Genomic DNA, 23,575 nt, shown 5'->3' with positions numbered 1-23,575 from the left:
TGGACGCCAAATGATGATCGTGCTCGGCCTCACCGGATCGATCGGCATGGGCAAGTCGACGACGGCCAAGATGTTCAGCGACGCCGGCGTTCCGGTGCATGATTCCGACGAGGCCGTGCATCGCCTCTATGCCGGCAAGGCGGCGCTTCTGATCGAGGCGGCTTTTCCCGGCACGACTGTTTCAGGTTTGGTTGACCGCACAAAACTGGGCGCGCGGGTGCTGGGCGACGCGGTCGCGCTGAAAACATTGGAAACGATCATTCACCCGCTGGTGCGGGCCGATGCCGACGACTTCCTGGCCAAACACCGCGCCGCCGGCGCGCCGCTCGCCGTACTCGACATCCCGCTGCTGTTCGAGACCGGCGGCAGAAACCGCGTCGACAAGGTCGTGGTGGTCACCGCGCCGGCCGAGATCCAGCGTGCCCGTGTGCTGGCGCGGCCCGGCATGAGCGATGAAAAGCTGGCGGCGATCCTGGCCAAGCAGGTGCCCGACGCCGAAAAACGCCGCCAGGCAGATTTCGTCATCGACACCGGGAAGGGGATGGATGCAGCACGTGGCGCAGTGAATGCGATTATCGAGGCGTTGACCGGGGCCGGCAAGGCAGGCGGTTGAAAGGGCAGGGCGCGCGCGGTAGCGCCGGACGCGCCGTGGTTTTCGCGTCAGGATAGAAGTCGCGCGGTCGTTCCCTGCTCCGTCAAGAGCTCGATGGCGTGTTTGTCGAACGAGACGAAGGTTTCTCCGCCCAACCAATTGCCCTCGTAAGCCATACTGCCATCCGCGAAATTGCCGCCGGCTTCAAGGATTGCAAGTCCTGCCTCAACCGCGGGTCGGTTCATCACGACATTCCCGGCGGCCAGGAGATCACGGATCGTTACGGCAACCTCTTCCTTTGCCAGCTTGGCGCCCCTGCGCAGTATCCATGCCAATTCGCACAAGCAGGGCAAGGAAATCGCGATCAGCGACGCTTCCCTCAGCAGTTTGCTGGCGGCATCTCCCTGCTCCGGATCGTCCTGCAGAACCGCGCGAGCCAGGACATTCGTATCGACAGAAATCTTCACTCTTCACCCGCCCATCCGGAAGCGGCTATCTCGTTCATTTCTTCGATTGTCATCGGCTTTTTGACCTTGCCGGCATGCCGGCCGATGAAATTGTCAATGGTGCCGGTTGGCCGCGCGGCCCTGACCCGAAGCTCGCCGCCCGGCAGCTTATCGAAGTCAATCCGTTCGCCAGGCTTGATGCCCAGATGCTGAAGCAGATCCCGCTTTAGTGTGACCTGCCCTTTCTTTGTGACTGCAAGCGCCGTCATCGGTGATCCTTTCTGTGGGGGTAGCTCATAGTAATTGAAATTCTAATTACCGTAAATGGGCTTCAAACGGAAGAAACATAGCAGGCCTTGATATGCTGCTGCTCGCCGGAGAGAGCCGTACAGCGTCGACCGCCTCGCGGATGGCTTGGCTTTTCGAACGACGAACGACTGGCGGGACAATGAAGGGAGCGCAAACCTGTGCAGTTGGCCTGGCCTTCCCCCTTTTTCATTGCCATTTTGTTCCGGTGTATGATTCTGCTCTCTCAGGAGCATCTGATTCTATGCGTGAGATTATTTTCGATACGGAAACCACCGGCCTCGACATGCGCGACGACCGCATCATCGAGCTCGGCGGCGTCGAACTGGTCAACCGCTTCCCGACCGGCCGTACCTTCCACAAGTTCATCAATCCGCAAGGGCGCGCGGTCCACCACGAGGCGCAAGCCGTGCACGGTATCAGCGCCGCCGACCTGGTCGGCAAGCCGACCTTCGCTGAAATCGCCGAGGAATGGCTGACCTTCACCGACGGCGCCAAGCTCGTCGCCCACAACGCCAATTTCGACATCGGCTTCCTCAACACTGAATTCGGCCGGCTCGGCCAGCCGGTCATCGACACGGGGCGTGTCATCGATACGTTGGCTCTGGCTCGACGCAAGCACCCGATGGGTCCCAATTCGCTCGATGCGCTCTGCCGACGCTACGGCATCGACAACGGCCACCGCACCAAGCACGGCGCGCTGCTCGATTCCGAACTGCTGGCCGAAGTCTATATCGAGCTCATCGGCGGCAAGCAGGCAGCGCTGATCCTCGAAACGGTGGCGGTGCAGGTCAATGCCAATGGTGACGTCGCCGACATCGACATCTCGATTACCGCCAGGCCGATCACCCTGCCCTCGCGGCTGACCGAGGCCGAGCGCGCCGCCCATGCCGGGCTGGTTGCGACGCTGGGCGAAAAGGCGCTGTGGCTGAAGGTGGCAGCGGGCCAGGGAGCGAGGGCCAGCTGAAAGTCTCCTGAAGGCGCAAGGGTTCGGCCAACATCAAAGGGGTGCCTCAACGCCTCCAACAAAAAGCCCGGCACGAAGCCGGGCTCTTCAAACGCTACCGTGATAGCCTTCTCAGCTCACCTTGACCTTCGACGCCGCCTGGTCTTCAGCCAGCTTCTGCTGGAACATCTGGGCGAAATCGATCGGATCGAGCATCAGCGGCGGGAAGCCGCCATTGCGGGTGGCTTCGGCGATGATCTGGCGGGCGAACGGGAACAAGAGCCGCGGGCATTCGATGAACAGGATCGGCAGCATGTGCTCCTGCGGGAAGCCGGAGATGGCGAAGACGCCACCATAGACCAGCTCGACATTGAACAGCACTTCCTGGTCGAAGGACGCCTTGGCATTCAATGTCAGGTTGACGTCGAATTGCTTGTCGGACAGCGGATTGGCGTTGACATTGACGTTGATGGCGATGCCGGGGGCCTTGTCGCGGCCACGCAGCGAGTTCGGCGCGCCGGGGCTTTCGAAGGACAGGTCCTTCACATACTGGGCCAGTACGTTGAGCGACGGCTGCGCCGTTTCGCCGTTGCCGTTGGCGGCGCCGACCGGCGCGTCATCTTTGCTGGCCATGAGCCATGATCCTTTTGCCTGGGCAGCAGCGCTGACCGAATTGAAATCGGGCGTTGGCTAGCATGGTCGGCATGACAAGACAAGGTTTGCCGCCTTTGCGGCGGAAGAGATCAAGACACAGTCTCAATCGTCCTCGAGGCGCGACGTCTGTCGTCCTTCCCAAGGCGACCCTAGTCGTCCTTCCCAAGGCGACCCTAGTCGTCCCTCCCAAGGCGACTTCAGTCGTCCTTCAGGCGCCGCCAGGGCGAATTGTGGTCGGGGCCGCGCTTGAAATCGTCCTCGCGCGAATAGTCGCCGTCGTCGAGATCGATGACCTTGTCGCGCGACCTGCCCCGAAAACCGCCGGCGGTGAAATCGGTGGCGACGACGATACGGCCCTTGAGCCTGCGCCAGGCAAGGTCGCGCACCGGCGGCAGGAACAGAAGCAGGCCGATGATGTCGGTGATGAAGCCGGGGATGATCAAAAGGATCGCGGCAACCACGATCATGGCGCCGTGCGCGAGCTGGCGGCTGGGATCGCCGCCGCCGGCCATCTCGGCGCGCACCCGCGCCATGACGCCGAAGCCCTGGTGCCGAAGCAGAAGCACGCCCGCAATGCTGGAAGCCAGCACCAGGCCGACCGTCGCCAGCGCCCCGACCTCGCGCCCGACAATGACGAAACCGGCGATTTCCAGCAGCGGCAGCGCAAGCAGGAACAGAGGGAAAAAGGAAATGCGCAAGTCTTGACCGATCGTTTCCATGTTTTGCCGGGCGGCGTACAATCGCCGCTGGCACTGAGGCCGTTAGATAGGTATGCCTGCCTTTGATTTGAATGATTGCGCCATGCGTTCTATATGCTTTGCATGTTGAACGCTATGCGACCGCGGCCCGGATTGGCCGGCGGTCCCGGCCGGGTCAGGGATTGATTGGCGAAAGATATGGGTTTCTTCGACTTCGGCACCATTTTCTTTCTGATTGCCGCGGTGGTGATCTTTTTCCAGCTGCGCAACGTGCTCGGCCGCCGCACGGGCAGCGAGCGCCCGCCCTTCGATCCCTATACGGCCAGCCGCAGCGATAAGGATGCGACCCAAAAACCCGAAAATGTGGTTTCGCTGCCGCGCAAGCGCCTGCCGGGCGAAACGGCTGCCGAAACCTATGCGGCCATCGACGCCTTCGCCAAGCCCGACACCGACCTAAACAAAGGCCTGCGCACGATCAAGGACAATGATCCTTCCTTCGACCCCAAGGGTTTCGTCGACGGCGCCAAGATGGCCTATGAGATGATTGTCATGGCCTATGCCGATGGCGACCGCAAAACGCTGAAGAACCTTTTGTCGCGTGAGGTTTTTGATGGTTTCGTCGCCGCTATAGGCGATCGCGAGGCGAAAGCCGAAAAGATCCAGTCCTCCTTCGTCGGCATCGACAAGGCCGACATCGTCTCGGCCGAGATGAAGGGCGGCGAGGCGCACATCACGCTGCGCATCGTCAGCGAGCTGATCTCGGCGACCCGCGACAAGGCGGGTGCCGTCATCGACGGCGATCCCGAGACGGTGGCCGAGGTCAAGGATGTCTGGACCTTTGCCCGCGACACACGCTCGCGCGATCCGAACTGGAAGCTGGTCGCCACCGAGGAAGAAGACTGAATCTTTGCATGTCGCCCAAAAGTGGGCAGCGGTTTTTGGGATATCGACATGCAGGCTAACATGGCCAGTGGCGGGGCCGCGGTGTCGCTATCGTCCCTTTTCGTCGAGACATCCTTTGATGAGCTTCCCGGCTGGGGCGCGGACGATCATCTTCCCGCATTCGAAGCCTTCCGCCGTTCGGCCTTCCATGTCCTGAAGAAGCCCTATCGCACCGGTGCGCTTGGTGTCCGGTTCGATGCCTTCGCCGGCGCCTATGACGAGGCGCGCTCCGTTTCGCCGGCGAATCGGAGGGACGCCCGCGCCTTCTTTGAGCGCCATTTCGTTCCGGTCCGGATTCAGTCTGAAAACCCCGGCCTGGTTACCGGCTTCTACGAGCCGGAGGTCGAGGCCTCGCCGGTGCGCACGGATGAATTCACGGTGCCGCTGCTGGCGCGACCGGGCGATCTCGTCGACATCGATGATGCCAACCGTCCAGAAGGCATGGACGAGTATCTGGCCTTCGCCCGTGAGACGCCGCGGGGGCCGGTAGAGTATTTCGACCGCGGCCAGATCGAGCGCGGCGCGCTCACCGGGAAAGGCCTGGAAATCGCCTGGCTTGCGGAAAAAGTCGATGCCTTCTTCATCCATGTGCAAGGCGCCGCCAGGCTGAAGATGACCGACGGCCGGCTCTGCCGCGTCACCTATGCCGCCAAATCCGGCCAGCGTTTTACCGGTCCGGGCAAGATTCTCGCCGATCTCGGCGAGATCCCATTGGAAAAAGTGACGATGCAGTCGATCCGCGCCTGGTTCAGGGCACATCCCGACCGCATCGACGAGATCCTCTGGCAGAACCGCTCCTACATCTTCTTCCGCGAAGCAGCGGTCGACGACGCCGCGCTCGGTCCGATCGCCGCCGCCAAGGTGCCGCTCACACCGGGGCGTTCGCTTGCCGTCGACCGGCTGCTGCACACATTCGGCACGCCCTTCTACATCGACGCGCCGACGCTGACCGCCTTCGAGCAAAAACCGTTCCGGCGGCTGATGATTGCGCAGGACACCGGCTCGGCCATCACCGGGCCCGCGCGCGGCGATCTGTTCGCCGGTTCGGGCGATGCCGCCGGCGAGATCGCCGGGGTTGTTCGCAACAAGGCAGACTTCTACGTCTTGCTTCCACGCGTCGTTTCGGGGGCGGCACGATGAGCCGGCGCCCCGATAAGCTCAGTGAAGACGACCGGGTGTTGTGGAACCTGGTGGCGCGCACGGCGCGGCCTTTGAAGGGCAGGATGGCGGTCGACATTCCCGACATCGCCGACCCCAAACCGGCACAGACGCCGGTCGCTGTCGGCCCGGTCGTTGCCGCCAAACCGAAGGCGCAACAGGTTTCGCAAGCATTGGACGAGCCGACGCTGGACAAGCTGAAGAAGGGCCGGCTGCCGATCGAAGGCCGTGTCGATCTGCATGGCATGAACCAGGACGAGGCCTATTCGCTGTTGTTCTCGTTCCTGCACCGGGCCCATGCCGGCGGCATCCGCTATGTCCTGATCATTACGGGAAAGGGTTCGTCGTCGGGCGGCGACGGCGTCTTGCGGCGCGCCGTGCCGGCCTGGCTGTCGACGCCCGCGTTCCGGCCGCTGGTTTCCAGCCATGACCATGCCGCCCGCAACCATGGCGGTTCGGGCGCGCTCTATGTCCGGCTCAGGCGGCTGCGCTGATGGGGTCGGTCCGATGACGCCATTTGGCGAAAAACTGCGGGCGCTTCGCGCCGAGCGCGGGGTCCGCCAGAAAGACATGGCGCAGGCGATCGGCGTCAGCGCCGCCTATCTGTCGGCACTGGAACATGGCCGCCGCGGCGCGCCGACCTGGACGCTGATCCAGAAGATCATCGGCTATTTCAACATCATCTGGGACGATGCCGAAGAGCTGGCGCGGCTGGCCGAGGCATCGCACCCGCGCGTAAAGCTCGACACGTCCGGGCTCAGCCCCGCCGCGACCGAACTTGCCAATCTGCTGGCCGAAAACATCGAGAAACTGGACGAAGCCGAGCTTCGCCGCATCACCGCGTCGATCCGTGCCGCACTTGGACGCACTGGATAGGATGGCATGAGGCGCTTGCCGGCGTTCGCCTCAATTGCAGAGGCGATCGCCGGCGAGGCATTGCATCAATTCTTGCCGGCAGTGCTACCCCGCCCGCCATTGTCGTGATGGTCATGGCCATGGCTCTCGTGACCAAGGCAGTCCACAGTGCCGGCGCTGCAACAACGGCCAGCCCACCAGTCGTTGGCCTTGGTGTCGGAGCAGGTGATGGTCTGATCGGCCAAGGCCGAACCGGCCAGGGACGACACCGCGACGGCGGCAAGGAAAGCAGTACGCAGGAAAGAAGTCATTGGAAGTCTCCGTGATTGGGTTCTGGTTACGGCTATGTGTCGCCGGCACAGACGGTTTGGTTCATGGAGACTGAAAAGAATTTTGGGGAGGCGGTTTGGAGGCCTGCCTTTCGTCATCCACGGGCGAAGCGGACGCGCGACCCAAGGACCCATGCTGCGAACGACGAGCGCCGCGACGGCGCAAAAATCCGGCAATGCGGGGGATCAGGATGACGACGCCTGCTCCTGCACCGTTGCGTCTATCCCAATGTCACGGCAAGGGATCCCAGGGTCTCCGCGACGGAGCTTTGCTCCTGCTCCGCCCTGCGATGACGAGGCCGCCTTAGCCCGGTTCGCTACTGAACCGCGCCCACCAGCACCTGCTGGCCACCGCGGATCGAGACCCAGCGGCCGGTGTTGTCGATCGCCTGCCGCTTGAGGAAGCGGTAGCCGGTGGCGTCCCAGACCTTCACCCTGTCGGTCAGGTTGTCGAGGACGTAGTCGCCCTTGTCGGTGCGCACCGTCAGCACCGCATGGCCCTCGCCGTCCGGCTTGCGCACGACGGTGATCAGGAGATCGGCCAGCGACACGCCCGAGCGGAAGAGCTGGCGGCGTTTTTCCAGCACATAGTCCTCGCAGTCGCCGACGCCCTTGTCGGGATAGGCCCAGACTTCGTCCTTGCCGTAAATGTCGTAGTCGCTCATCGGCTTGACGGCGGCGTTGACCCTTGATGTCACGTTGATCAGCTTGCGCATGAACGCGTCGGTCATCGCGGCGGGGTTGAGATTGCTTGGCCGAATCAAGCATTCGCCTGGATGCGACCTGCAGAAATCATAGTGGCCGATGGGCTGCGAGGTCATGCCGCCGGTCGCCATTGCGCCGCCCGCCGATGCCGGCGCCGCCCAGCATCCCAAAACCGCAAGCCCTGCTGCCGCACACAAGCGCAGCGTCCGTGCCATCGCTGAGGAAGTCATTGTCCCCGTTCACCCTTGTTGTTAACGAAAGGTTAAAGGGGATTTACAGTCCGTGTCAATTATGGGGGGAGCTAGATTCTCCGGCATGGTTACCCGCGCCCGCCCGACAGCGTCTATTGTGCAACAGAACGCCTCTGGCGTGCGAAATCGCCCCGCTTCTGCAGGCAACGCACGCCACAGCCGTATCGAGCCTCAACCCTTGGCGGAGCGGACCAGCCTCGGTTTCACAGCAACGCGGTTCTGGCGGCCGTAGCTGGTGATGAAATCGACGATGCGCGGCACGATTTCCGAGCGGAACCGCGAGCCGTTGAAGACGCCGTAATGGCCGACGGCCGGCTGCATGTAATGGGCATGCCGGTCGGCTGGGATGTTGGGGCAGAGGTCGTGCGCGGCCTGGGTCTGGCCGAGCCCGGAAATGTCGTCGTTCTCGCCCTCGACCGTGAACAGCGCAACGTTGCGGATCGCCTTGGTGTCGACGATTTCGCCGCGATGCATCATCTCGCCCTTGGGCAGCGCATGGCGCACGAACACCGTGTCGACGGTCTGCAGGTAGAACTCCGCCGTCAGGTCCATCACCGCCAGATATTCGTCGTAGAAATCGCGGTGCTTCTCGGCATTGTCGCCGTCATGCTTGACCAGGTGCATGAAGAAGTCCTTGTGGGCGATGATGTGGCGGTCGAGGTTCATGCTCATGAAGCCCGACAGCTGCAGGAAGCCCGGATAGACCTCGCGGCCGAAGCCCGGCACCGGCCAGGGCGCGTTCATGATGACGTTGTCGCGGAACCAGTCGATGCCCTTTTCCTTGGCCAGAAGGTTGACCGCGGTCGGGTTGCGGCGGGTGTCGATCGGCCCGCCCATCAGCGTCATCGTCGAGGGCACGAAGGGATCGCCGCGCTTTTCCATCAGCGCCACCGCCGCCAGCACCGGCACCGAAGGTTGGCACACCGCCATCACATGGGTGTCCGGCCCCAGCGCATGCAGCATGTCGATGATGTAGTCGATGTAGTCGTCGAGGTCGAAATGGCCGTCGGTCAGCGGCACCATGCGGGCATCGACCCAGTCGGTGATATGCACGTCGGCATAGGGCAGCATCGCCTCGACCGTGCCGCGCAGCAGCGTCGCATAATGGCCCGACATCGGCGCCACGATCAGAAGCTTGGGGTCGGCCTTGCGCCCGGCAGGCACCGATCGTTCGAAGCGGGTCAGGTTGCAGAAGGGCCGCGACCACACCGTCTTTTCGTTGACCTCGACGCTCTTCCAGTCGACCACGGTCTTGGTCAGGTCGAAATGCGGCTTGCTGTAGCGGCGCGTCGTACGCTCGAACAATTCAGCGGCCGCAGCCACCGAGCGGCCCCATGGCGTGTGCGAAAACGGGTTGAGCGGGTTGGTGTAGAACAACCGCACCGCATCGGCGTAGAGCCGCGCGGGCTGCAGGGCGGCATGGTTCATTTCGTAGAGCTGGTAGAACATCAGGTACTCCGCAGCTGCCGTGACCGAAGGGACGACGAGCAGCGCCGATCCTTGAATGTCTCGCGCCGAGGTTAACAAGATATTGCTGCGACGCAATACGTCACGTGGCGTGACATATGCAATTCTTTGGTCCAAGGCCTTGAGAATCCGCTTCGAACGGGGCCAGCCGGCTCACTGTGCAGCTGCGAAAGCGCGGCTGTTGGACATATAGGGAGCAAGGATGCGTCCGGCCCGAATGGGCCGGACTTGGACAGATCAGACGCGCGCCACGCAGACGGAGGTATGGCCCGAGCCGATGAAGCCGAGCTGGCCGGCGGCGCCCTTCGACAGGTCGAGCATCCGGCCCTTGATGAACGGGCCGCGGTCGTTGATGCGCACGACGACGCTGCGGCCATTGTTCTGGTTGGTCACCTTCAGCCTGGTGCCGAAGGGCAGGCTGCGATGCGCGGCGGTCATTGCCGACGGGTTCATGCGCTCGCCATTGGCGGTCCGGGAGTGCAGCGCGTACCAGGAAGCACGGCCGCATTGGCCGGCGGCGGAGGAGGCGGATGCGCCGACCATCAGGCCAGCCGCGATCGTTACCGCGACAAGCGCGGTCTGGTTTATTGTCTTCATATTGGGGGATTGGCTCCGTTCTTTGGACAGACCCCAGCCGTTAAGTGTCGAATAAGGCAGGAAATGCGGCAGGGATCTGGCGGTTCCGTGGCACTGGCACACGTTTGGAGTCACGGGGAAACAGTCTGTTAGGGATATTACGTACCCGACTGCCGGTATCGCTCGTGATATTTCGAACCTCACTGCAGATGCCTTGAGCAAGACAAGACGTTATAGTGCAAGTAAAGGCACACGCGATTGGACACCGTCCTTTCGCTCTTTCATCACGGCCGTTGCGCAGCGGACAATCGACTTGGGGGAAGGAATTCGGGCGATGAGACTGTTCAGGTATTTGCTCGCACTGATCGTCCTGGCCATGGGCCTGCTGTGGTCGCTGCAAGGCCTGGGCGTGGTCGGCGGCAGCTTCATGACCGGCCAGTCGCAATGGCTCTATATCGGCATCGTCACCATGCTGGTTGGCCTGGTCGGGATGGTGTGGGCGAGCCGGTCGCGTATCTGAGCGGCGGAGCGCGGGCAAGAGTTTCGAGGAGGTGCAGGCGCTTGAGCCGGAGGGCATCGTCGCCTGGCTCAGCGATGCCGAGGCCGCTCCGCATGGCGGCGAGTCGCTGGCCGATGTGGCGAAGCGTGTCTCCAGTCTCATTGGCCGCCTGATCCGGACCAGCGGCCACACCGTCGCGGTCACACACGCCAGTGTCATCCGCACGGCCATCGTTCTCGTTCTCGGCGCACCGCTTTCGGCTTGCCGCAGGATCGATGTCGAGCCGTTGAGCCTCACGGATTTCCGCAGCGACGGCCACCGTTGGATGCTGCGTTCGACCGGCGTGCCGGTGGCCAAGCCTGCCAAGGCCGACCGGTTGCAACGCGACGGCGCCTAATCCTGAGCGGAGGGTTGGGCATTCGTCCCCGCCATACCGATCTTGGATGCTGACAGCGAACGAGATTGCGCGCAGTGCCATGGTCGAGCAAATACATGCTGCAAACAGCCGCTGATTTGAAAACACGTTCCGCCTGTTCGTGGGTAAGTATAGTAATCTTATCGACATTAAGGAATGGAGGAGACGATGCGCGGCCACTCTGCCACCTTGATCGCTCGCGGCATCCGCCTGCCTTTGGGGCCCAGCCTGTGACCTTATCGGCACAAAGCCCTGCTAAAGTGGCCTCTCGGGCGTGAAAACGAAGCAGAATCAAGGTTCCTCGGCTTGTACATCATGTCACTAGAATTTATGTGTCAAAGCAGCTTGCACGCGGCGGGGAGGCACGTCAGGCGTTTCGCAACCGATGGTTCTGAACCATCGCCTGACAGGGAAACGTTCGCTCTATGCTCACCAAAAAAGGCAAGTACGGCCTCAAGGCGCTGGTCCATCTGGCGCAGTTGCCGGTCGGGCAGCTCGCCTTCGTCGGCGATATCGCCACCGGCAACAACATCCCGAAGAAGTTTCTCGACGCCATTCTGGGCGAATTGCGCAATGCCGGATTCGTCCAGAGCCGCAAGGGCAAGGAAGGCGGCTATCGCCTCGCGCGCCCGGCCGACGAGATCAAGGTCGGCCATGTCGTGCGTGTGCTCGACGGGCCGCTCGCGCCCATCCCATGCGCAAGCCGCACCCAGTATCAGCGCTGTGAAGACTGCAATGAGGCGACATGCCAAGTCCGACATCTGATGCTCGAGGTCCGGCAGGCAATCGCCGAGGTGCTCGACCAGCGCTCGCTTGCGGAAATGCGCGACATCGCCCTCGACGACCTTACGGTCGCGAAGGACATCCACGATTTGGCGCCGGCGCAAAAGGTCCTCGCCTGATCCTCAGCGTGCTCGCATGAGTGTCGCGCGCACCAACTCCATCATTATCGTCGGCGGCGGCGCCAGCGGCGTCGTTCTCGCCGCGCATTTGTTGAAGTCGGCAAATCCGGACCTGCGCGTCACGCTGATCGAAAAGCGTCCGCATTTCGGCCAGGGCATCGCCTATTCGACGCTGTTGTCGGCGCATGTGCTGAATGTCAGCGCCGCCGGGATGAGCGCCTATGCCGACGATCCCGGCAATTTCTGGCGCTGGCTGCAGGCCCGCGGCCTGGTGAGCCAGGAGCAGACGCCGCAGACACCCTTCTATGCGCCGCGCAGCGTCTATGCCCGCTATCTCAAGGAACTGCTCGACGAGCTCGAAGCCCGCGAAAAGGAAACCGGCCGTCTCAGGCTGATCCGCGAGGAAAGCCTGTCGATCTCACCGACCTCTTCCGGCGTCGAGGTGACGCTGGCCAACGGCACCAGCGTGGTTGCGCATCTGGCGGTGCTCGCCACCGGCCATGATGAGCAGCCCGGCGCAGGCCAGGGACACGCCATCCGCATGGGAACCGAGGCCGACACCGCGCTCGACCCTGAAGCCCGCGTGCTGGTGCTGGGCACTGGGCTGAGCATGGTCGATGCGTTCCTGTCGCTTGAACAGCGCGGCCACAAAGGCGAGATCGTCGCCGTGTCGCGGCGCGGCCTGCTGCCGTCGCCGCACCGCAAGGGCAACCCGATCAAGCTCGATGTCGCCGACATTCCGCTCGGCACTCAGCTGTCCTATTTCGTAGGCTGGTTTCGCGACCTGATCCGCGAAAACCAGAAAGCCGGCATCGACTGGCGCGATGTCGTCGATGGTCTCAGACCCTTCAACCAGAAGATCTGGCAGAACTGGCCGTCCTCGGCCAAGCGCCGTTTCGTCGAACACACCAAAGCCTGGTGGGACATCCACCGCCATCGCCTGGCGCCGGAGGTGCATGCCCGCGTCACCGAGGCGGTGCGCACTGGCCGCATCCGGCCCGTCGCCGGCCGTGTCGTCGGCATCGAGGCGGGCGACGGCCTTGCCGTCGACATCCAGTCCCGCCACACCCAGGCGCTGGAGACGCTGGAGGTCGCCCGCATCTACGATTGCACAGGCATCGCCCGGGACATCTCGACCACCTCGAATAGCGTCGTGCGCTCGCTGGTCGACCGCGGCCTGGCGCGGGCGGACCCGCTGCGGCTTGGCCTCGATGTCTCGGCCAAATGCGAGATCATCGCTGGCGACGGCACCGTTTCTGCCAAGATTCTCGCTGTTGGTCCGCTGACCCGCGGCACCTTCTTCGAGATCGACGCCATCCCGGATATTCGCGTCCAATGCGCGCGGCTGAGCAAGCAATTACTGGGCTAGGGCAATTCCGGAGCGACCATAAATTTGACAGACCCGTTGCGGCGACAATCGCGCATCCGATTTCAGGCTGGCCATGCGCCACCTGGCGGGAGGCAAAAGAATGGCCGGTGCAGGGGATGCTTGGGTTGAAAGCGCACCGCACCGGCCATTGCGGGATTAAGCTTGGATTTGGGATCGTCGCCCCGCACTGGCCAAGTTACACAAATATTAGCCATAGCTCAATTAAGACTGAAGTCCCTCCCGCAAGGGAACGTCCGGACACCGTTCCGGAGAAAGTGTGAGCGCTTTCCCCGGGCAAAGCGCGCAGCGCCTACCCAGGAAAGTGCGTCAAAACCAAAGAGAGAGCGTTCACCCGCCCAATGCCTCACACACCAGGCGCGCGGTTTCGGCGCCGGAAAAATTCTGCTGGCCGGTGATCAGATTGCCGTCGCGCACGGCAAAGCCGCGCCACAGCCCGGCCTGGACATAGTTGGCGCCGACCGCCCTCAACTCGTCCTCGATGCGCCACGGCATCAGATGCCTGCCGCGTTCCAGCGCACCCATCGCCCAGGTCGCCTCGTCGGCAAAATCCTCCTCGGCATTGGCAAAGCCGGTCACCATCTTGCCGGCGACAAGCAGCGTTCCGTCGGCGCGCCGGGCATAGCGCAGCAGCGCCGTGCCGTGGCACAGCGCCGCCGCCACCTTGCCGGCGTCGTGGAAGGCGACGAAAATCTGTTGCAGCGTTTGCGCGCGATCATAGCTGAACATCGGCGCCTGGCCGCCGGCCACCACGATGGCGTCGAAGCGCTCGACATCGATCTCCGCCACCGGCCGCGTGGTGTCGACCAGCGCAGCGAGCTTGGGGCTCGCGATAAAGCCGAGCGAAATCAGGTCGGTCTCCGAATAGCCCGAAGCGTCGCGCGGGTCGCTCAGTGCATCGGCCTCGCATTTGCCGCCATCGGGCGAAAAAATCTCGACGGCATAGCCGCGCTCGGTGAAGGCGAACCAGGGGTGGGTGAGCTCGCTCCACCAGAAGCCCACCGGCCAGCCGGTTGTGGTCGACACAGCCGGATTGGCGATGACGATCGCCACGCGTTTCGGGCTCTTGGCATTGACCGGATTGGGGTCCCGAACGCTCATTACTGCTCCTCCTCATAATCCTTTGCCGATAAAGCCCGAGGCCACAACCCAGCCAGATGGCCGGGCAAATTCCGCTTCCGTCTCGGCGGCGCCTTGCCTAAAATCGGCGCATGACCCAACGCGGAAGACTTTATGGCTGCCCGGTCGAGTTCGCGCTCGACGCGCTTGGCGGCAAGTGGAAGACGGTGATCATCGCGCGCATCAAGCAAGGGCCGCTGCGCTATTCCGAACTGCGTCGCCTGATCCCCTCGCTGTCCGAAAAGATGCTGACGCAGCGCCTGGCCGATCTTGTCGAGATCGGCTTCGTCGTGCTGGAAACGTCGCCCGACGGCAAGGCGCGCTATGCCTTGACCAAGCGCGGCCACGATCTCGCCGGCGCCCTCCAGGCCCTCTATGACTGGGGCAGCGTGCATGGCCGCGCCGAAGGCGTACGCTTCCGCACCAACATCGACGCGGCCGCCTGACATCGACCTATCTCCCGCCGGCTTTGAGCGCACCGCAAAAGCCGGCGACGTCGGTGATGACGGCCTCGCCGAGGAAGCGAAGCGTCGCCATTGAGCGATCGCGGGCTTCGCTGTTGCCGAAACCGCAGGCGTCCTCGATCACCACCGCGACAAAACCGTTGTCGGTCGCCTGGCGCACGGTCGGCTCGATGCCGATCTCCATGGCGATGCCGGCAATGGCGAAGGCACGCACGCCGCAGTCCCCGAGCGCCAAGCCGAGCGCGGTGGAATCGAAGGCCGACATGGCCAGCTTGTCGAACACCGCCTCGTCGGCGCGGGGCGCAAGTTCAGGAACAATCTGCGTCGCCTCGGCGTCGCGCAGAAACCACGGCTCGACGGCGTCGGGATTATCACGTCGCTGCCAGGCCATGGCGGTGCGCAGCTGGGTGGCACCCATCCATTTCAGCGGCAGTGACAAGTGGCGAGTGAATGCCACCCGCATACCGGCCGAGCGGGCGGCCTCGAGCACGATGCCGGTGCGCTCGACGATATCAGCCGCGCCGGCCACCTGGCGGCAGATGCCGACCTGCATGTCGTAGACCACCAGCGCCATGCGGCTGGGGTCGCACCATTCCGCCAGGCTGGTGGGGATTTCGATGCCTTCGCGCGACCGGATCATGCCGCGGTCCGGTCCCACGGTGTGGCGATGTCGACGGTCGGATCGAACAGATATTCGAGCGGCAGGGGTGCGGAATCGAAGGCCAGGAAAACCCATTCCAGCAGCCCGGCCTTGGACAGCGGAAAGTCGTCGGTGTAGCGTCTGGCTTCCTCGACGCTGTCGAGTTCGAAGACGATGATGGCGCCGCCGACATCTGCGCGCGCATAGTTCTCCCGCACGATGCCGGCCTTCCACAGCCGCCAGACATTCGACACCTCGTCGCGCAGATAGGGTTTCAGATCGTCAAGCGTGACGCCGGGCTTGAAATTGTCATAGGCGATGATCTTCATCGAGCTTTCCCTTGCGTTTGCCCCGCAGGCCAATCGGCTAGCATGCCGAAATCGGCGGCGGCAACGAACAAGATGGTGCGTTGAAAAGCTCCCACGTCTGTTTCGACCGGACGGGACCTTTGTGCGACAGACGGAGGTTAGCACTTCACGCGAGGCGACCCCCTCTGTCGCCTTCGGCGACATCTCCACCTCGAGGGGGAGATTGGCGCTCGTGGAATTTCATTCCGCATCTGGCCGGTCGATTGGCACGATCTATCTTCTTTCCGTCTGTAAACGGCTGGAAAAGAGGTTACGCTACCGCCCCGCCCCCGACGCGGTCGCTTGTAGATCAGGGAGCCTCTGTATGAGCGAGCACAGAAACGCTGCGTCAGGCGGCACAACATCGGACGGCCAATCGCGGCTGCGTCCACCCTACGCCTCTGTGCTCGACCTCATCGGCCAGACGCCTGTGGTCGAGCTGACCAAATTCGACACCGGAAAATGCCGGCTGTTCATCAAGCTGGAGAGCCAGAATCCCGGCGGCTCGATCAAGGACCGCATCGCGCTGTCGATGATCGCCGCGGCCGAGAAACAGGGCAGGCTGAAACGCGGCGGCACCATTGTCGAGGCGACCGCCGGCAACACCGGCCTTGGCCTTGCCCAGGTCGGTATCCCCAAGGGCTACCGCATCATCCTCGTCGTGCCCGACAAGATGTCGCGCGAAAAGATCCAGCATCTGCGCGCGCTGGGTGCGGAAGTACGCATGACCCGCTCCGATGTCGGCAAGGGCCATCCCGAATACTACCAGGACATGGCCGAGAAGATCTCGGCGGAAACGCCCGGCGCCTTTTATGCCAACCAGTTCGCCAACCCGGCAAACCCGCTGGCGCATGAGACCACCACCGGTCCGGAAATCTTTTCGCAGCTCGACGGCAATGTCGACGCCGTGGTCGTCGGCGTCGGCTCCGGCGGCACGCTGACCGGGCTTGGGCGCTACTTCGCCAAAGTGTCGCCCAAGACCGAGATGGTGCTGGCCGACCCTGTGGAATCGGTGCTGGCGCCGCTGATCAAGACCGGCAAGATGGAAGAGGCCGGCAGCTGGACCGTCGAGGGCATAGGCGAGGATTTCGTGCCGCCCAATGCCGATCTGTCGCTGGTCAGGAAAGCCTATTCCATCCCCGACAAGCAGAGCATGCTGGCCGTGCGCGACCTGCTTTCGAAGGAAGGCATCCTGGCCGGTTCTTCTTCCGGCACGCTGCTGTCGGCGGCGCTGCGCTATTGCCGCGAGCAGACTGTTGCAAAGCGCGTCGTCACCTTCGTCTGCGACAGCGGCAACAAATATCTGTCGAAGGTCTTCGACGATATCTGGCTGGCCGAACAAGGGCTCGACGACCATGAACAGCATGGCGATTTGCGCGACCTCGTCACCCGGTCGCCGCGCACCGGCGACATTGTCTATGTCGGCCCGGACGAAAGCCTGCTCAACGCCTACGGCCGCATGCGCCGCTCCGATGTCTCGCAGCTGCCGGTTCTGGACGAGGGCAGACTGGTCGGCATCGTCGACGAAAGCGATATTCTCGCCAAGGTCGACGGCCCCTATGACGGCCGCTGGGACCGTTTCAACGGTCCGGTGCGCACGGCGATGACCTCCAACCTGCACACGCTGCAGGCCAGCCAGACGCTGGACGCCTTGCTGCCGGTGTTCGACCGCAACGAGGTCGCCATCATCTTCGATGGCGACGAGTTCGTCGGCCTGATAACCCGTATCGATCTGATCAATCATTTGAGGCGCCGCACAAAATGACCAGCAACTCAGGCAAGAACCGCCTGGCCTTTTCCACCCGCACCATCCATGGCGGCCAGAGCCACGACCCGCTGACCGGCGCGGTCATGGTGCCGATCTACGCGACGTCGACCTATGGCCAGCAATCGCCCGGCGTGCACAAGGGCTTTGAATACGCCCGCAGCCAGAACCCGACGCGCTTTGCCTTCGAGCGCGGGGTAGCCGATCTCGAAAGCGGCTCGGCCGCCTTCGCCTTCGCCTCCGGCTTGGCGGCGATCTCGACCGTGCTGGAACTGCTCGACAGCGGCGCCCATATCGTTGCCACCGACGACATCTATGGCGGCTCGTTCCGTCTGATGGAGCGGGTGCGCAAGCGCTCGGCCAACCTGCAGGTGAGCTTCGTTGATTTCACCGATCTGGCCGCCGTCGAAGCTGCGATCCGGCCGGACACAAAACTGCTCTGGGTTGAGACGCCCACCAACCCGCTTCTGCGCATCGTCGACCTCGAAGGGGTTGCCGCGCTGGCCAAGCGCAAGGGCGTCCTTACGGTCGCCGACAACACGTTCTGCAGCCCTTACATCCAGCGCCCGCTGGAGCTCGGCGTCGACATCGTCGTCCATTCGACGACCAAATATCTCAACGGCCATTCCGACATGGTCGGCGGCGTCGCCATCGTCGGCGACAACAAGGATCTCGCGGCCCAGCTGAAATTCCTGCAGAACGCCATCGGCGCCATCTCGGGCCCGTTCGACAGTTTTCTGGCACTGCGCGGTATCAAGACACTGGCGCTCAGGATGGAGCGGCACTCGATCAACGGCCTCAAGATCGCGCAATGGCTGGAAGCGCGCAAAGATGTGCGCCGCGTCCTCTATCCCGGCCTGCCCAGCCATCCGCAGCACGCTATCGCCAAAAAGCAGATGCATGCCTTCGGCGGCATGATCTCGGTCGACCTCGACCGCGACCTCGCCGGCACCAAGCGCTTCCTCGAACGCACGCAATTGTTCACGCTGGCCGAAAGCCTCGGTGGCGTCGAAAGCCTGATCGAGCACCCCGCGCTGATGACGCACGGCTCCATCCCGGCGGAAAAGCGGGCAGCGATCGGCATCTCGGATTCGCTGGTGCGGTTGTCGGCGGGGATCGAGGATGGTGACGATCTGATCGCCGATCTGGAGCAGGCGCTTAGGGGGTAGCTGGACAGGGCGCGCAACGATGCGCAACGCGACGCCGTACACTCAGAACACGCCCGTTAACACAATCGGAAGCCTTTGCTTAACCGTTCGCCGCTATGTCCTGCCAAGGGAGGCGTGACAGAGTGAGTGTGATGGACAACAGCCCGGAAAAGCGCAGCGAATGGCGCGCCATTTTTTATGTGCAGGCCCGCGTGGCCATCCTGTTTGTCCCAATCATCGTCAGTCTGCTCATCATCGGCGCGCTCGCCGGCAATGACCGCGATCCCGCCGCCATCGACCGCACCGTCACCAGCTCGATAAAATAACGGCCGGCATCGGCTCGGAGCGGTTGCCCGTCCCAGACCTGGTCCCCTCAGAAAAACTTCGGGATCGGTCCGTTCTGCGGCGTCACGTCGCCCTCGAGGTCGATGAACACCTCGTCGACAAAGCACCAGGCCCAGCCTTCCGGCGGGTCGTAGCCTTCGATGACCGGGTGCTTGGTGGCGTGGAAATGCTTGGTGGCGTGGCGGTTGGGCGAGTCGTCGCAGCAGCCGACATGGCCGCAGGTGCGGCAGAGCCTGAGATGCACCCACATCGAGCCGCTCGTCAGGCATTCCTCGCAGCCGAGCGCGCTCGGCGTCACTTTTTTGATGCCTGTCGTGTGTTTACATTCGTCCATCATGCTCTCCTGGCCAGTTCTGATGTCGCGGCGTTGGGTCGCGCGAGATAGGCGTGCAAAGCCGCCACCACCTGGGCGCCTTCGCCGACGGCGGCGGCGACCCGCTTGACCGAGCCGGAGCGCACATCGCCGATGGCGAACACGCCGCTGCGGCTCGTCTCCATCAACCCAGCCGCCACGTCGGCGCCGGTGCGCACGAAACCCCTGGCGTCCAGCGCCACATTGCACTCAGCCAGCCAGTCGGTGTTGGGGTCGGCGCCGATGAACAGGAAGAGATGCTGGATCGACCGCGTCTCGACGTCGCCGGCCCCGTTGCGCCAGCGCAACCGGGTGAGATTGCCGCCTTCGCCTTCCAGCGCCTCGATCTCGGTCTCGGCCAGCACCTCGATGTTGGGCTGCGCCTCGATGCGCTCGACCAGATAGCGCGACATGGTTTCCCTGAGGCCGCGGCGCACCAGCATCGTCACTTTCCGCACCTGGCTGGCGAGATAGACCGCAGCCTGCCCCGCCGAATTGCCGGCGCCGACCAGCGCCACCTCCTGGCCGGCGCACAGCCGCGCCTCGATCGGCGAGGCCCAGTAATGCACCGACGTGCCTTCGAATTCGGCCAGATTGGCGATGTCGAGGCGGCGGTAGCGCGCACCGCTGGCGATCACCACCGTGCGCGCCTTGACGCTCTCGCCGTCGCCGACCGCCAGCGAGTAGCCCACGCTCGCTGCGCCGAGCAGCTTCGCTTCGTCGGGGATGACCATTTCGACGCCGAATTTCTGCGCCTGGTTGTAGGCGCGCGCCATCAGCGCCATGCCGGAGATCCCGGTGGGGAAACCCAGATAGTTTTCGATGCGCGAGGAGGCGCCCGCCTGGCCGCCGAAGGCGCGGCAATCGAGTACGATGGTCGAAAGCCCTTCCGACGCCGCATAGACCGCCGCCGCCAGCCCCGCCGGCCCGGCGCCGACAATTGCGACGTCATAAACCATGTCGCTGTCGATGGGCCGCAGCAGGCCGATGCAGCGGGCGAGCTCTGTTTCGCCGGGATTGTGCATCAGCTTGCCATTGGGACAGAGCACGATCGGCAGATGGTGCTGGTCGACACGGAAATGCTCGATCAGTGTTTTCGCGCACGGATCGCTGTCGGAATCGAGCGCCCGGTGCGGCTGGCCGCTGCGGCGCAGAAACCCCTGTAGCCGCAGCGTATCGCCATTGGCTGCCGGGCCGATGATGATCGGCCCGCTGCTGCCGCTTTCGAGCAACCCGACGCGGCGCAGGATAAGCGCCCGCATGATCCGCTCGCCGAGACTTGCCTCCTGCACCATCAGGTCGCGCAGACGCTGCGAGGGGATGACGAAGGCCTCGACCGGCTCCTTGGCCTCGGCATTGACCAGCGACGGCCGGCTCGAAAGCTGCGCCAGCTCGCCGATAAAATTGCCGGGACCATGGGTGACGATGGTCTCGCGCCGGCCAAGCCCGACATCCTGGGTGATGTCGACCGAACCCGACAGGATGACGACCAGCCCCGGCGCCACGGCGCCGGCGGTGACGATGTGCTCGCCGGCGGCATAGGAACTCGCCTCGCCGAAGCGGCGCATGCGCTCGATATCGGCGTCGGCCAGGATGGGAAACATCTGGTCGCGGCGGGTGACGGTGATGGGCTGGGCGGAAGGGGCCATGATTGGAGCGTAGCGTCATGGGCGCCGGGTTTGAAGGGGTTTGTTGAGTGCCTGACCAGGAGGGGAGGTTGTCCGCCCACGGATTGGCATTCGTCATTTCTCCTGCCGCGACGAAGGACAAGGGAGCAGAAGCCGCTGCAATCGCTGATCATAGATCGTCAGACCGAAGTCCTACGCCAATACGACTGAAGACCCTGAGCAGGAACAAAGGCTTACGGCTGCCGTTGCCTTCTCAGGAAACTTCAAGGAGGACGAAATGGCTGACGGACCAACTGTCGTGAATGCTGGAGGGGGCGCGGGAACGGCGATAGCGATTGTTGTTGCAGTTGTCGCAATCCTTGCCCTGCTTTTCGTGACCGGCGTCATCGATCTCAGTGGCGGTGGTGGAAAAGACATCAACGTGAAAGTTGATGTGCCCAAGGTCGAGGCTCCGGCCTCAACGCCAAAGCCGGCAGCTCCAGCTCCAGCCCCGGCTCCCGCCAACGGCGGTTGAGCCGATCGGCTGCGGCTCCAGCGCGGGAGGAGCGCTGGAGCCAGCTTTCACCAAGGGAACAAGACAATGGATGACCCACACAACAGCGTATTGGAAGCCCGGTGGCTTCTTGCCGTGCCGGTTTCCGTGATGTTCGCGGTCTTGTTGGCCGGCCTGATACTGACCTGAAACAATTTCAAAGCAGATTGGCGCGCCCTGTCTGTTCGGATGCCAAGCGCCGCCTCCACGGCCAACTCAAAACAGTCTGCGCCTTGCCAAATCCAAAAATTGTTATGCTTTTTGCTGCACATACCGGCAGACGCTTGGTTGCAGCGGCTCATTAAGTGCCGATGCTGCCGACAGTCATGAGATAAAGCACAACGATCGCTGCCACCCACACTGCAGCCTTGGCAAACGTCCTGGCGGTTGGCCGGAACTTTCGCTGCAGTCGAGGGGACCCTGGCACGTGTCAGCCCCGAAATTCGCGGATGTGGACCGCGACTGGAAGGATACGTCTCATCGTCGATCGCATTTATGGTGCGCGATGGTTTCGCGCCTCACCGTGTCCGGACATTTTCGTCCGGCACGAAGGCTCGTGCTGGAACCGACATGAGGGATTGTCTCGTCGCCGGCTTTTCAGTGAGGTAAAGGGCGCCGCCCAGAACGCCGAAAAGGATCCCGATAGCCGCCAAGCCAACCATCAGGACGGCAATCGCAGTTCCGGGCCCATAGCCCGTCTTGACGATGAAATGCTTGTGCATTTGCCATCCCTCCAGTCAGTGCTCTTTCAGTCCATTCGATGAACGCCCGCTCGACACCGGTGTTCCTCTCATCGGGCCTTAGAAGCGCAGGGTTGGACTTTTGATCGGCGTCTCTTCGGACTTTGGTCTGACAAGAGCCGCCCCCGCGGGCGAACCCATGGCGGCCGCTAGCTGATGCGGATGCGCCGCATCGCCCCGCGCTGCAAGGCAAACAGAGCGCCGACCAGCGCGACGTTTGTCAGGGCGAGTGCGAGCGGCCAGCAATCCGCGCTCACCCGTATGTTGCAGGAGCAGCGCACCGACGGACGGCGCCGCGGCTTGGGCGATCAGGCTCGGCATGGCGAGCCGGCCCATCAGCTTCGCATAGCCGGGGGCGCCAAACAGGGCGAGCGGCAGCGTGCCGCGCGCGATCGATTCCAGGCCGATGCCGGCGCCGTAAAACATCAGAGCCACCGGCAGAACCGGCAGGCCGGTCCAGAGCGTCGCCACACCTATGACCACAAAAATCACCGAGGCGAGTTTGGTCCAGATCGGATGGTGGTAGCGGGCGATGACCATCTCGACGGCGCTGGCGCCGACCTGGAAAGGACCGACCAGGGCGCCGAGGCCGACGGCCGCGCCCAGCGCCAGGCCGGTGGATTGCAGCACGCTCAGCAGATGCACAGACAAGGTCGAGGATATGACCGCCGACAGCGTGATGCTTGCGGCCAGCGTGGCCATCAGGGGCAGGCTGCGCGGCGCCAGGCCCGTTTCCGGCGCAGCAGCCGTCTGGGCAGACGCTTCGGCGGGAGCGCCGCGCGGCAGGACAAGCAGATAGGCGGGCAATGCCACCAGAAGCTGGATTGCCGCGTAGACCAGGCACACGCCGCGCCAGCCGAACGCGTCGAGCAGAAAGGCCGAAATCGGCCAGCAGATGGTGCTGGCGAAACCGCCAAACAGCGTCAGGCTGGTGATGGTCGAACGGGCGCTGCGCCCATACAGCCTTCCGAGCGTGCCGAAGGCGGCGTCATAAAGGCCGGCGCCCATGCCGAAACCCATGATCAGCCAGCCGGCGATGAAGATGGAAAGGGTCGGCGACGTCGCTACCACCGCCTGGCCGATGCCGAGGCAAATGGCGCTGAAGGCCAGCGTCATGCGGCCGCCATGGCGTTCGATCGCGGCCCCGACATGCGGCGATATCAGGCCCGCGACCAAAAGCCCGAGCGACAGGCTGCCGATCACCCAGGGAAACGGCCAGCCGGTCTGAGCCGACACGGCAGGGCCAATGACGGCCGGCAGATAGTAGGAGGAACCCCACGCCATGATTTGCGTCAGGCCGAGCGTTGTGACGATGACAGGTCGACTTGGGATTGAAGCCACTCAGGCATGCCCCCGGGAAGCGGGTG

General features: G+C 63.5%; 29 protein-coding genes. 15 read left to right on the top strand and 14 right to left on the bottom strand.

Annotated elements, in window-relative coordinates; translation table 11 throughout:
• Positions 1-13: 13 nt before the first annotated feature.
• Positions 14-613 carry a dephospho-CoA kinase gene (gene coaE, locus ACWGTI_RS28435; RefSeq protein ID WP_454590153.1) on the top strand — a complete coding sequence of 200 codons (600 nt, stop codon included), beginning with the start codon at positions 14-16 and terminating at the stop codon, positions 611-613.
• Positions 614-660: 47 nt separating this feature from the next.
• On the opposite strand, the gene ACWGTI_RS28430 is transcribed toward coaE, so the two are convergent.
• Both ACWGTI_RS28430 and ACWGTI_RS28425 read right to left on the bottom strand, forming a co-directional pair.
• Entirely contained in the window at positions 661-1,059 is a 399-nt protein-coding gene (locus tag ACWGTI_RS28430; RefSeq protein ID WP_454590135.1) for a type II toxin-antitoxin system VapC family toxin, read from the bottom strand.
• Positions 1,056-1,307: an AbrB/MazE/SpoVT family DNA-binding domain-containing protein gene (locus tag ACWGTI_RS28425; protein WP_454590134.1), complete on the bottom strand. Its 252-nt coding sequence runs from the start codon at positions 1,305-1,307 to the stop codon at positions 1,056-1,058. Before ACWGTI_RS28425 ends, ACWGTI_RS28430 begins: the two co-directional genes overlap by 4 nt.
• Before the next feature lie 281 nt (positions 1,308-1,588).
• On the opposite strand from ACWGTI_RS28425, the gene dnaQ reads away from it, so the two are divergent.
• Complete coding sequence (gene dnaQ, locus ACWGTI_RS28420) at positions 1,589-2,311, top strand: DNA polymerase III subunit epsilon (protein WP_454590133.1); 723 nt, start codon at positions 1,589-1,591, stop codon at positions 2,309-2,311.
• A 111-nt stretch (positions 2,312-2,422) separates the two neighbouring features.
• Here dnaQ and secB read toward each other — a convergent pair whose 3' ends face one another.
• Together secB and ACWGTI_RS28410 are read right to left on the bottom strand one after the other, a co-directional pair.
• A complete protein-coding gene (gene secB, locus ACWGTI_RS28415; protein WP_142867504.1) occupies positions 2,423-2,923 on the bottom strand; it encodes a protein-export chaperone SecB in 501 nt (166 codons plus the stop codon).
• Between the two features lie 218 nt (positions 2,924-3,141).
• On the bottom strand, positions 3,142-3,642 hold the full coding sequence (locus ACWGTI_RS28410) for an FxsA family protein (protein ID WP_454575719.1): 501 nt from the start codon (positions 3,640-3,642) through the stop codon (positions 3,142-3,144).
• 198 nt (positions 3,643-3,840) lie between these two features.
• Here ACWGTI_RS28410 and ACWGTI_RS28405 point away from each other — a divergent pair, with 198 nt between their 5' ends.
• From ACWGTI_RS28405 to ACWGTI_RS28390, 4 genes are all read left to right on the top strand, one after another.
• A complete protein-coding gene (locus tag ACWGTI_RS28405; protein ID WP_454590132.1) occupies positions 3,841-4,545 on the top strand; it encodes a Tim44/TimA family putative adaptor protein in 705 nt (234 codons plus the stop codon).
• An 81-nt stretch (positions 4,546-4,626) separates the two neighbouring features.
• Positions 4,627-5,724, top strand: a complete 1,098-nt coding sequence (gene mltA, locus ACWGTI_RS28400; RefSeq protein ID WP_454590152.1) for a murein transglycosylase A — start codon at positions 4,627-4,629, stop codon at positions 5,722-5,724.
• Complete coding sequence (locus ACWGTI_RS28395) at positions 5,721-6,236, top strand: Smr/MutS family protein (RefSeq protein ID WP_454590131.1); 516 nt, start codon at positions 5,721-5,723, stop codon at positions 6,234-6,236. The genes mltA and ACWGTI_RS28395 overlap by 4 nt, the downstream gene beginning before the upstream one ends.
• Before the next feature lie 13 nt (positions 6,237-6,249).
• Entirely contained in the window at positions 6,250-6,618 is a 369-nt protein-coding gene (locus tag ACWGTI_RS28390) for a helix-turn-helix domain-containing protein (RefSeq protein ID WP_454590130.1), read from the top strand.
• A 65-nt stretch (positions 6,619-6,683) separates the two neighbouring features.
• Here ACWGTI_RS28390 and ACWGTI_RS28385 read toward each other — a convergent pair whose 3' ends face one another.
• From ACWGTI_RS28385 to ACWGTI_RS28370, 4 genes are all read right to left on the bottom strand, one after another.
• Complete coding sequence (locus tag ACWGTI_RS28385) at positions 6,684-6,908, bottom strand: hypothetical protein (RefSeq protein ID WP_454590129.1); 225 nt, start codon at positions 6,906-6,908, stop codon at positions 6,684-6,686.
• Positions 6,909-7,243: 335 nt separating this feature from the next.
• Complete coding sequence (locus tag ACWGTI_RS28380) at positions 7,244-7,861, bottom strand: transglutaminase-like cysteine peptidase (RefSeq protein WP_454590128.1); 618 nt, start codon at positions 7,859-7,861, stop codon at positions 7,244-7,246.
• Between the two features lie 192 nt (positions 7,862-8,053).
• Positions 8,054-9,331: a polyhydroxyalkanoate depolymerase gene (locus tag ACWGTI_RS28375; protein ID WP_454590127.1), complete on the bottom strand. Its 1,278-nt coding sequence runs from the start codon at positions 9,329-9,331 to the stop codon at positions 8,054-8,056.
• A gap of 255 nt (positions 9,332-9,586) precedes the next feature.
• Positions 9,587-9,946 (bottom strand): septal ring lytic transglycosylase RlpA family protein, encoded by a 360-nt coding sequence (locus ACWGTI_RS28370; RefSeq protein WP_454575726.1) that lies wholly within the window; start codon positions 9,944-9,946, stop codon positions 9,587-9,589.
• A gap of 313 nt (positions 9,947-10,259) precedes the next feature.
• Here ACWGTI_RS28370 and ACWGTI_RS28365 point away from each other — a divergent pair, with 313 nt between their 5' ends.
• From ACWGTI_RS28365 to ACWGTI_RS28350, 4 genes are all read left to right on the top strand, one after another.
• Positions 10,260-10,445, top strand: a complete 186-nt coding sequence (locus ACWGTI_RS28365; RefSeq protein WP_454590126.1) for a hypothetical protein — start codon at positions 10,260-10,262, stop codon at positions 10,443-10,445.
• Positions 10,402-10,821, top strand: a complete 420-nt coding sequence (locus ACWGTI_RS28360; RefSeq protein WP_454590125.1) for a histidine phosphatase family protein — start codon at positions 10,402-10,404, stop codon at positions 10,819-10,821. Before ACWGTI_RS28365 ends, ACWGTI_RS28360 begins: the two co-directional genes overlap by 44 nt.
• Before the next feature lie 443 nt (positions 10,822-11,264).
• The gene (locus tag ACWGTI_RS28355) at positions 11,265-11,741 is read left to right on the top strand and encodes an RrF2 family transcriptional regulator (RefSeq protein ID WP_454590124.1); all 477 of its coding nucleotides are present in this window, start codon (positions 11,265-11,267) and stop codon (positions 11,739-11,741) included.
• Between the two features lie 16 nt (positions 11,742-11,757).
• A complete protein-coding gene (locus ACWGTI_RS28350) occupies positions 11,758-13,110 on the top strand; it encodes an FAD/NAD(P)-binding protein (protein ID WP_454590123.1) in 1,353 nt (450 codons plus the stop codon).
• Positions 13,111-13,458: 348 nt separating this feature from the next.
• Here ACWGTI_RS28350 and ACWGTI_RS28345 read toward each other — a convergent pair whose 3' ends face one another.
• Positions 13,459-14,229 (bottom strand): type 1 glutamine amidotransferase domain-containing protein, encoded by a 771-nt coding sequence (locus ACWGTI_RS28345; RefSeq protein ID WP_454590122.1) that lies wholly within the window; start codon positions 14,227-14,229, stop codon positions 13,459-13,461.
• Between the two features lie 110 nt (positions 14,230-14,339).
• On the opposite strand from ACWGTI_RS28345, the gene ACWGTI_RS28340 reads away from it, so the two are divergent.
• Positions 14,340-14,693: a winged helix-turn-helix transcriptional regulator gene (locus ACWGTI_RS28340; RefSeq protein ID WP_454590121.1), complete on the top strand. Its 354-nt coding sequence runs from the start codon at positions 14,340-14,342 to the stop codon at positions 14,691-14,693.
• A 7-nt stretch (positions 14,694-14,700) separates the two neighbouring features.
• Here the strand turns inward: ACWGTI_RS28340 and ACWGTI_RS28335 are convergent, their stop codons facing one another.
• Together ACWGTI_RS28335 and ACWGTI_RS28330 are read right to left on the bottom strand one after the other, a co-directional pair.
• On the bottom strand, positions 14,701-15,351 hold the full coding sequence (locus ACWGTI_RS28335) for a cysteine hydrolase (RefSeq protein WP_454590120.1): 651 nt from the start codon (positions 15,349-15,351) through the stop codon (positions 14,701-14,703).
• Complete coding sequence (locus ACWGTI_RS28330; RefSeq protein WP_454590119.1) at positions 15,348-15,680, bottom strand: hypothetical protein; 333 nt, start codon at positions 15,678-15,680, stop codon at positions 15,348-15,350. The genes ACWGTI_RS28335 and ACWGTI_RS28330 overlap by 4 nt, the downstream gene beginning before the upstream one ends.
• A gap of 343 nt (positions 15,681-16,023) precedes the next feature.
• On the opposite strand from ACWGTI_RS28330, the gene ACWGTI_RS28325 reads away from it, so the two are divergent.
• The 3 genes from ACWGTI_RS28325 to ACWGTI_RS28315 all read left to right on the top strand — a co-directional run bounded on the left by ACWGTI_RS28325 (position 16,024) and on the right by ACWGTI_RS28315 (position 18,937).
• The gene (locus ACWGTI_RS28325) at positions 16,024-17,463 is read left to right on the top strand and encodes a pyridoxal-phosphate dependent enzyme (RefSeq protein WP_454590118.1); all 1,440 of its coding nucleotides are present in this window, start codon (positions 16,024-16,026) and stop codon (positions 17,461-17,463) included.
• The gene (locus ACWGTI_RS28320) at positions 17,460-18,632 is read left to right on the top strand and encodes a trans-sulfuration enzyme family protein (RefSeq protein WP_454590117.1); all 1,173 of its coding nucleotides are present in this window, start codon (positions 17,460-17,462) and stop codon (positions 18,630-18,632) included. Before ACWGTI_RS28325 ends, ACWGTI_RS28320 begins: the two co-directional genes overlap by 4 nt.
• A 122-nt stretch (positions 18,633-18,754) precedes the next feature.
• The gene (locus tag ACWGTI_RS28315; RefSeq protein WP_454590154.1) at positions 18,755-18,937 is read left to right on the top strand and encodes a hypothetical protein; all 183 of its coding nucleotides are present in this window, start codon (positions 18,755-18,757) and stop codon (positions 18,935-18,937) included.
• A gap of 47 nt (positions 18,938-18,984) precedes the next feature.
• On the opposite strand, the gene ACWGTI_RS28310 is transcribed toward ACWGTI_RS28315, so the two are convergent.
• The gene (locus ACWGTI_RS28310; RefSeq protein ID WP_454590116.1) at positions 18,985-19,293 is read right to left on the bottom strand and encodes a UBP-type zinc finger domain-containing protein; all 309 of its coding nucleotides are present in this window, start codon (positions 19,291-19,293) and stop codon (positions 18,985-18,987) included.
• The gene (locus tag ACWGTI_RS28305; RefSeq protein ID WP_454590115.1) at positions 19,290-20,957 is read right to left on the bottom strand and encodes an FAD-dependent oxidoreductase; all 1,668 of its coding nucleotides are present in this window, start codon (positions 20,955-20,957) and stop codon (positions 19,290-19,292) included. The genes ACWGTI_RS28310 and ACWGTI_RS28305 overlap by 4 nt, the downstream gene beginning before the upstream one ends.
• Positions 20,958-21,213: 256 nt before the next feature.
• Between ACWGTI_RS28305 and ACWGTI_RS28300 the strand changes: the two genes are divergently transcribed.
• Positions 21,214-21,450 carry a hypothetical protein gene (locus ACWGTI_RS28300; protein WP_454590114.1) on the top strand — a complete coding sequence of 79 codons (237 nt, stop codon included), beginning with the start codon at positions 21,214-21,216 and terminating at the stop codon, positions 21,448-21,450.
• Between the two features lie 818 nt (positions 21,451-22,268).
• Here ACWGTI_RS28300 and ACWGTI_RS28295 read toward each other — a convergent pair.
• A complete protein-coding gene (locus tag ACWGTI_RS28295; protein WP_454590113.1) occupies positions 22,269-23,549 on the bottom strand; it encodes an MFS transporter in 1,281 nt (426 codons plus the stop codon).
• Positions 23,550-23,575 lie beyond the last annotated feature (26 nt).

This window comes from Mesorhizobium sp. ArgA1 (assembly GCF_053714375.1).
Note: the sequence above shows the minus strand (reverse complement) of the source record. Positions and strands in the feature narration are given on the sequence as shown.

Coding starts and splice junctions, on each gene's coding strand:
- coaE (WP_454590153.1), top strand. CDS start 14: ATGATCGTGCTCGGCCTCACCGGATCGATCGGCATGGGCAAGTCGACG.
- ACWGTI_RS28425 (WP_454590134.1), bottom strand. CDS start 1,307: ATGACGGCGCTTGCAGTCACAAAGAAAGGGCAGGTCACACTAAAGCGG.
- dnaQ (WP_454590133.1), top strand. CDS start 1,589: ATGCGTGAGATTATTTTCGATACGGAAACCACCGGCCTCGACATGCGC.
- secB (WP_142867504.1), bottom strand. CDS start 2,923: ATGGCCAGCAAAGATGACGCGCCGGTCGGCGCCGCCAACGGCAACGGC.
- ACWGTI_RS28405 (WP_454590132.1), top strand. CDS start 3,841: ATGGGTTTCTTCGACTTCGGCACCATTTTCTTTCTGATTGCCGCGGTG.
- ACWGTI_RS28395 (WP_454590131.1), top strand. CDS start 5,721: ATGAGCCGGCGCCCCGATAAGCTCAGTGAAGACGACCGGGTGTTGTGG.
- ACWGTI_RS28390 (WP_454590130.1), top strand. CDS start 6,250: ATGACGCCATTTGGCGAAAAACTGCGGGCGCTTCGCGCCGAGCGCGGG.
- ACWGTI_RS28385 (WP_454590129.1), bottom strand. CDS start 6,908: ATGACTTCTTTCCTGCGTACTGCTTTCCTTGCCGCCGTCGCGGTGTCG.
- ACWGTI_RS28380 (WP_454590128.1), bottom strand. CDS start 7,861: ATGACTTCCTCAGCGATGGCACGGACGCTGCGCTTGTGTGCGGCAGCA.
- ACWGTI_RS28375 (WP_454590127.1), bottom strand. CDS start 9,331: ATGTTCTACCAGCTCTACGAAATGAACCATGCCGCCCTGCAGCCCGCG.
- ACWGTI_RS28370 (WP_454575726.1), bottom strand. CDS start 9,946: ATGAAGACAATAAACCAGACCGCGCTTGTCGCGGTAACGATCGCGGCT.
- ACWGTI_RS28365 (WP_454590126.1), top strand. CDS start 10,260: ATGAGACTGTTCAGGTATTTGCTCGCACTGATCGTCCTGGCCATGGGC.
- ACWGTI_RS28355 (WP_454590124.1), top strand. CDS start 11,265: ATGCTCACCAAAAAAGGCAAGTACGGCCTCAAGGCGCTGGTCCATCTG.
- ACWGTI_RS28350 (WP_454590123.1), top strand. CDS start 11,758: ATGAGTGTCGCGCGCACCAACTCCATCATTATCGTCGGCGGCGGCGCC.
- ACWGTI_RS28345 (WP_454590122.1), bottom strand. CDS start 14,229: ATGAGCGTTCGGGACCCCAATCCGGTCAATGCCAAGAGCCCGAAACGC.
- ACWGTI_RS28340 (WP_454590121.1), top strand. CDS start 14,340: ATGACCCAACGCGGAAGACTTTATGGCTGCCCGGTCGAGTTCGCGCTC.
- ACWGTI_RS28335 (WP_454590120.1), bottom strand. CDS start 15,351: ATGATCCGGTCGCGCGAAGGCATCGAAATCCCCACCAGCCTGGCGGAA.
- ACWGTI_RS28330 (WP_454590119.1), bottom strand. CDS start 15,680: ATGAAGATCATCGCCTATGACAATTTCAAGCCCGGCGTCACGCTTGAC.
- ACWGTI_RS28325 (WP_454590118.1), top strand. CDS start 16,024: ATGAGCGAGCACAGAAACGCTGCGTCAGGCGGCACAACATCGGACGGC.
- ACWGTI_RS28320 (WP_454590117.1), top strand. CDS start 17,460: ATGACCAGCAACTCAGGCAAGAACCGCCTGGCCTTTTCCACCCGCACC.
- ACWGTI_RS28310 (WP_454590116.1), bottom strand. CDS start 19,293: ATGATGGACGAATGTAAACACACGACAGGCATCAAAAAAGTGACGCCG.
- ACWGTI_RS28305 (WP_454590115.1), bottom strand. CDS start 20,957: ATGGCCCCTTCCGCCCAGCCCATCACCGTCACCCGCCGCGACCAGATG.
- ACWGTI_RS28300 (WP_454590114.1), top strand. CDS start 21,214: ATGGCTGACGGACCAACTGTCGTGAATGCTGGAGGGGGCGCGGGAACG.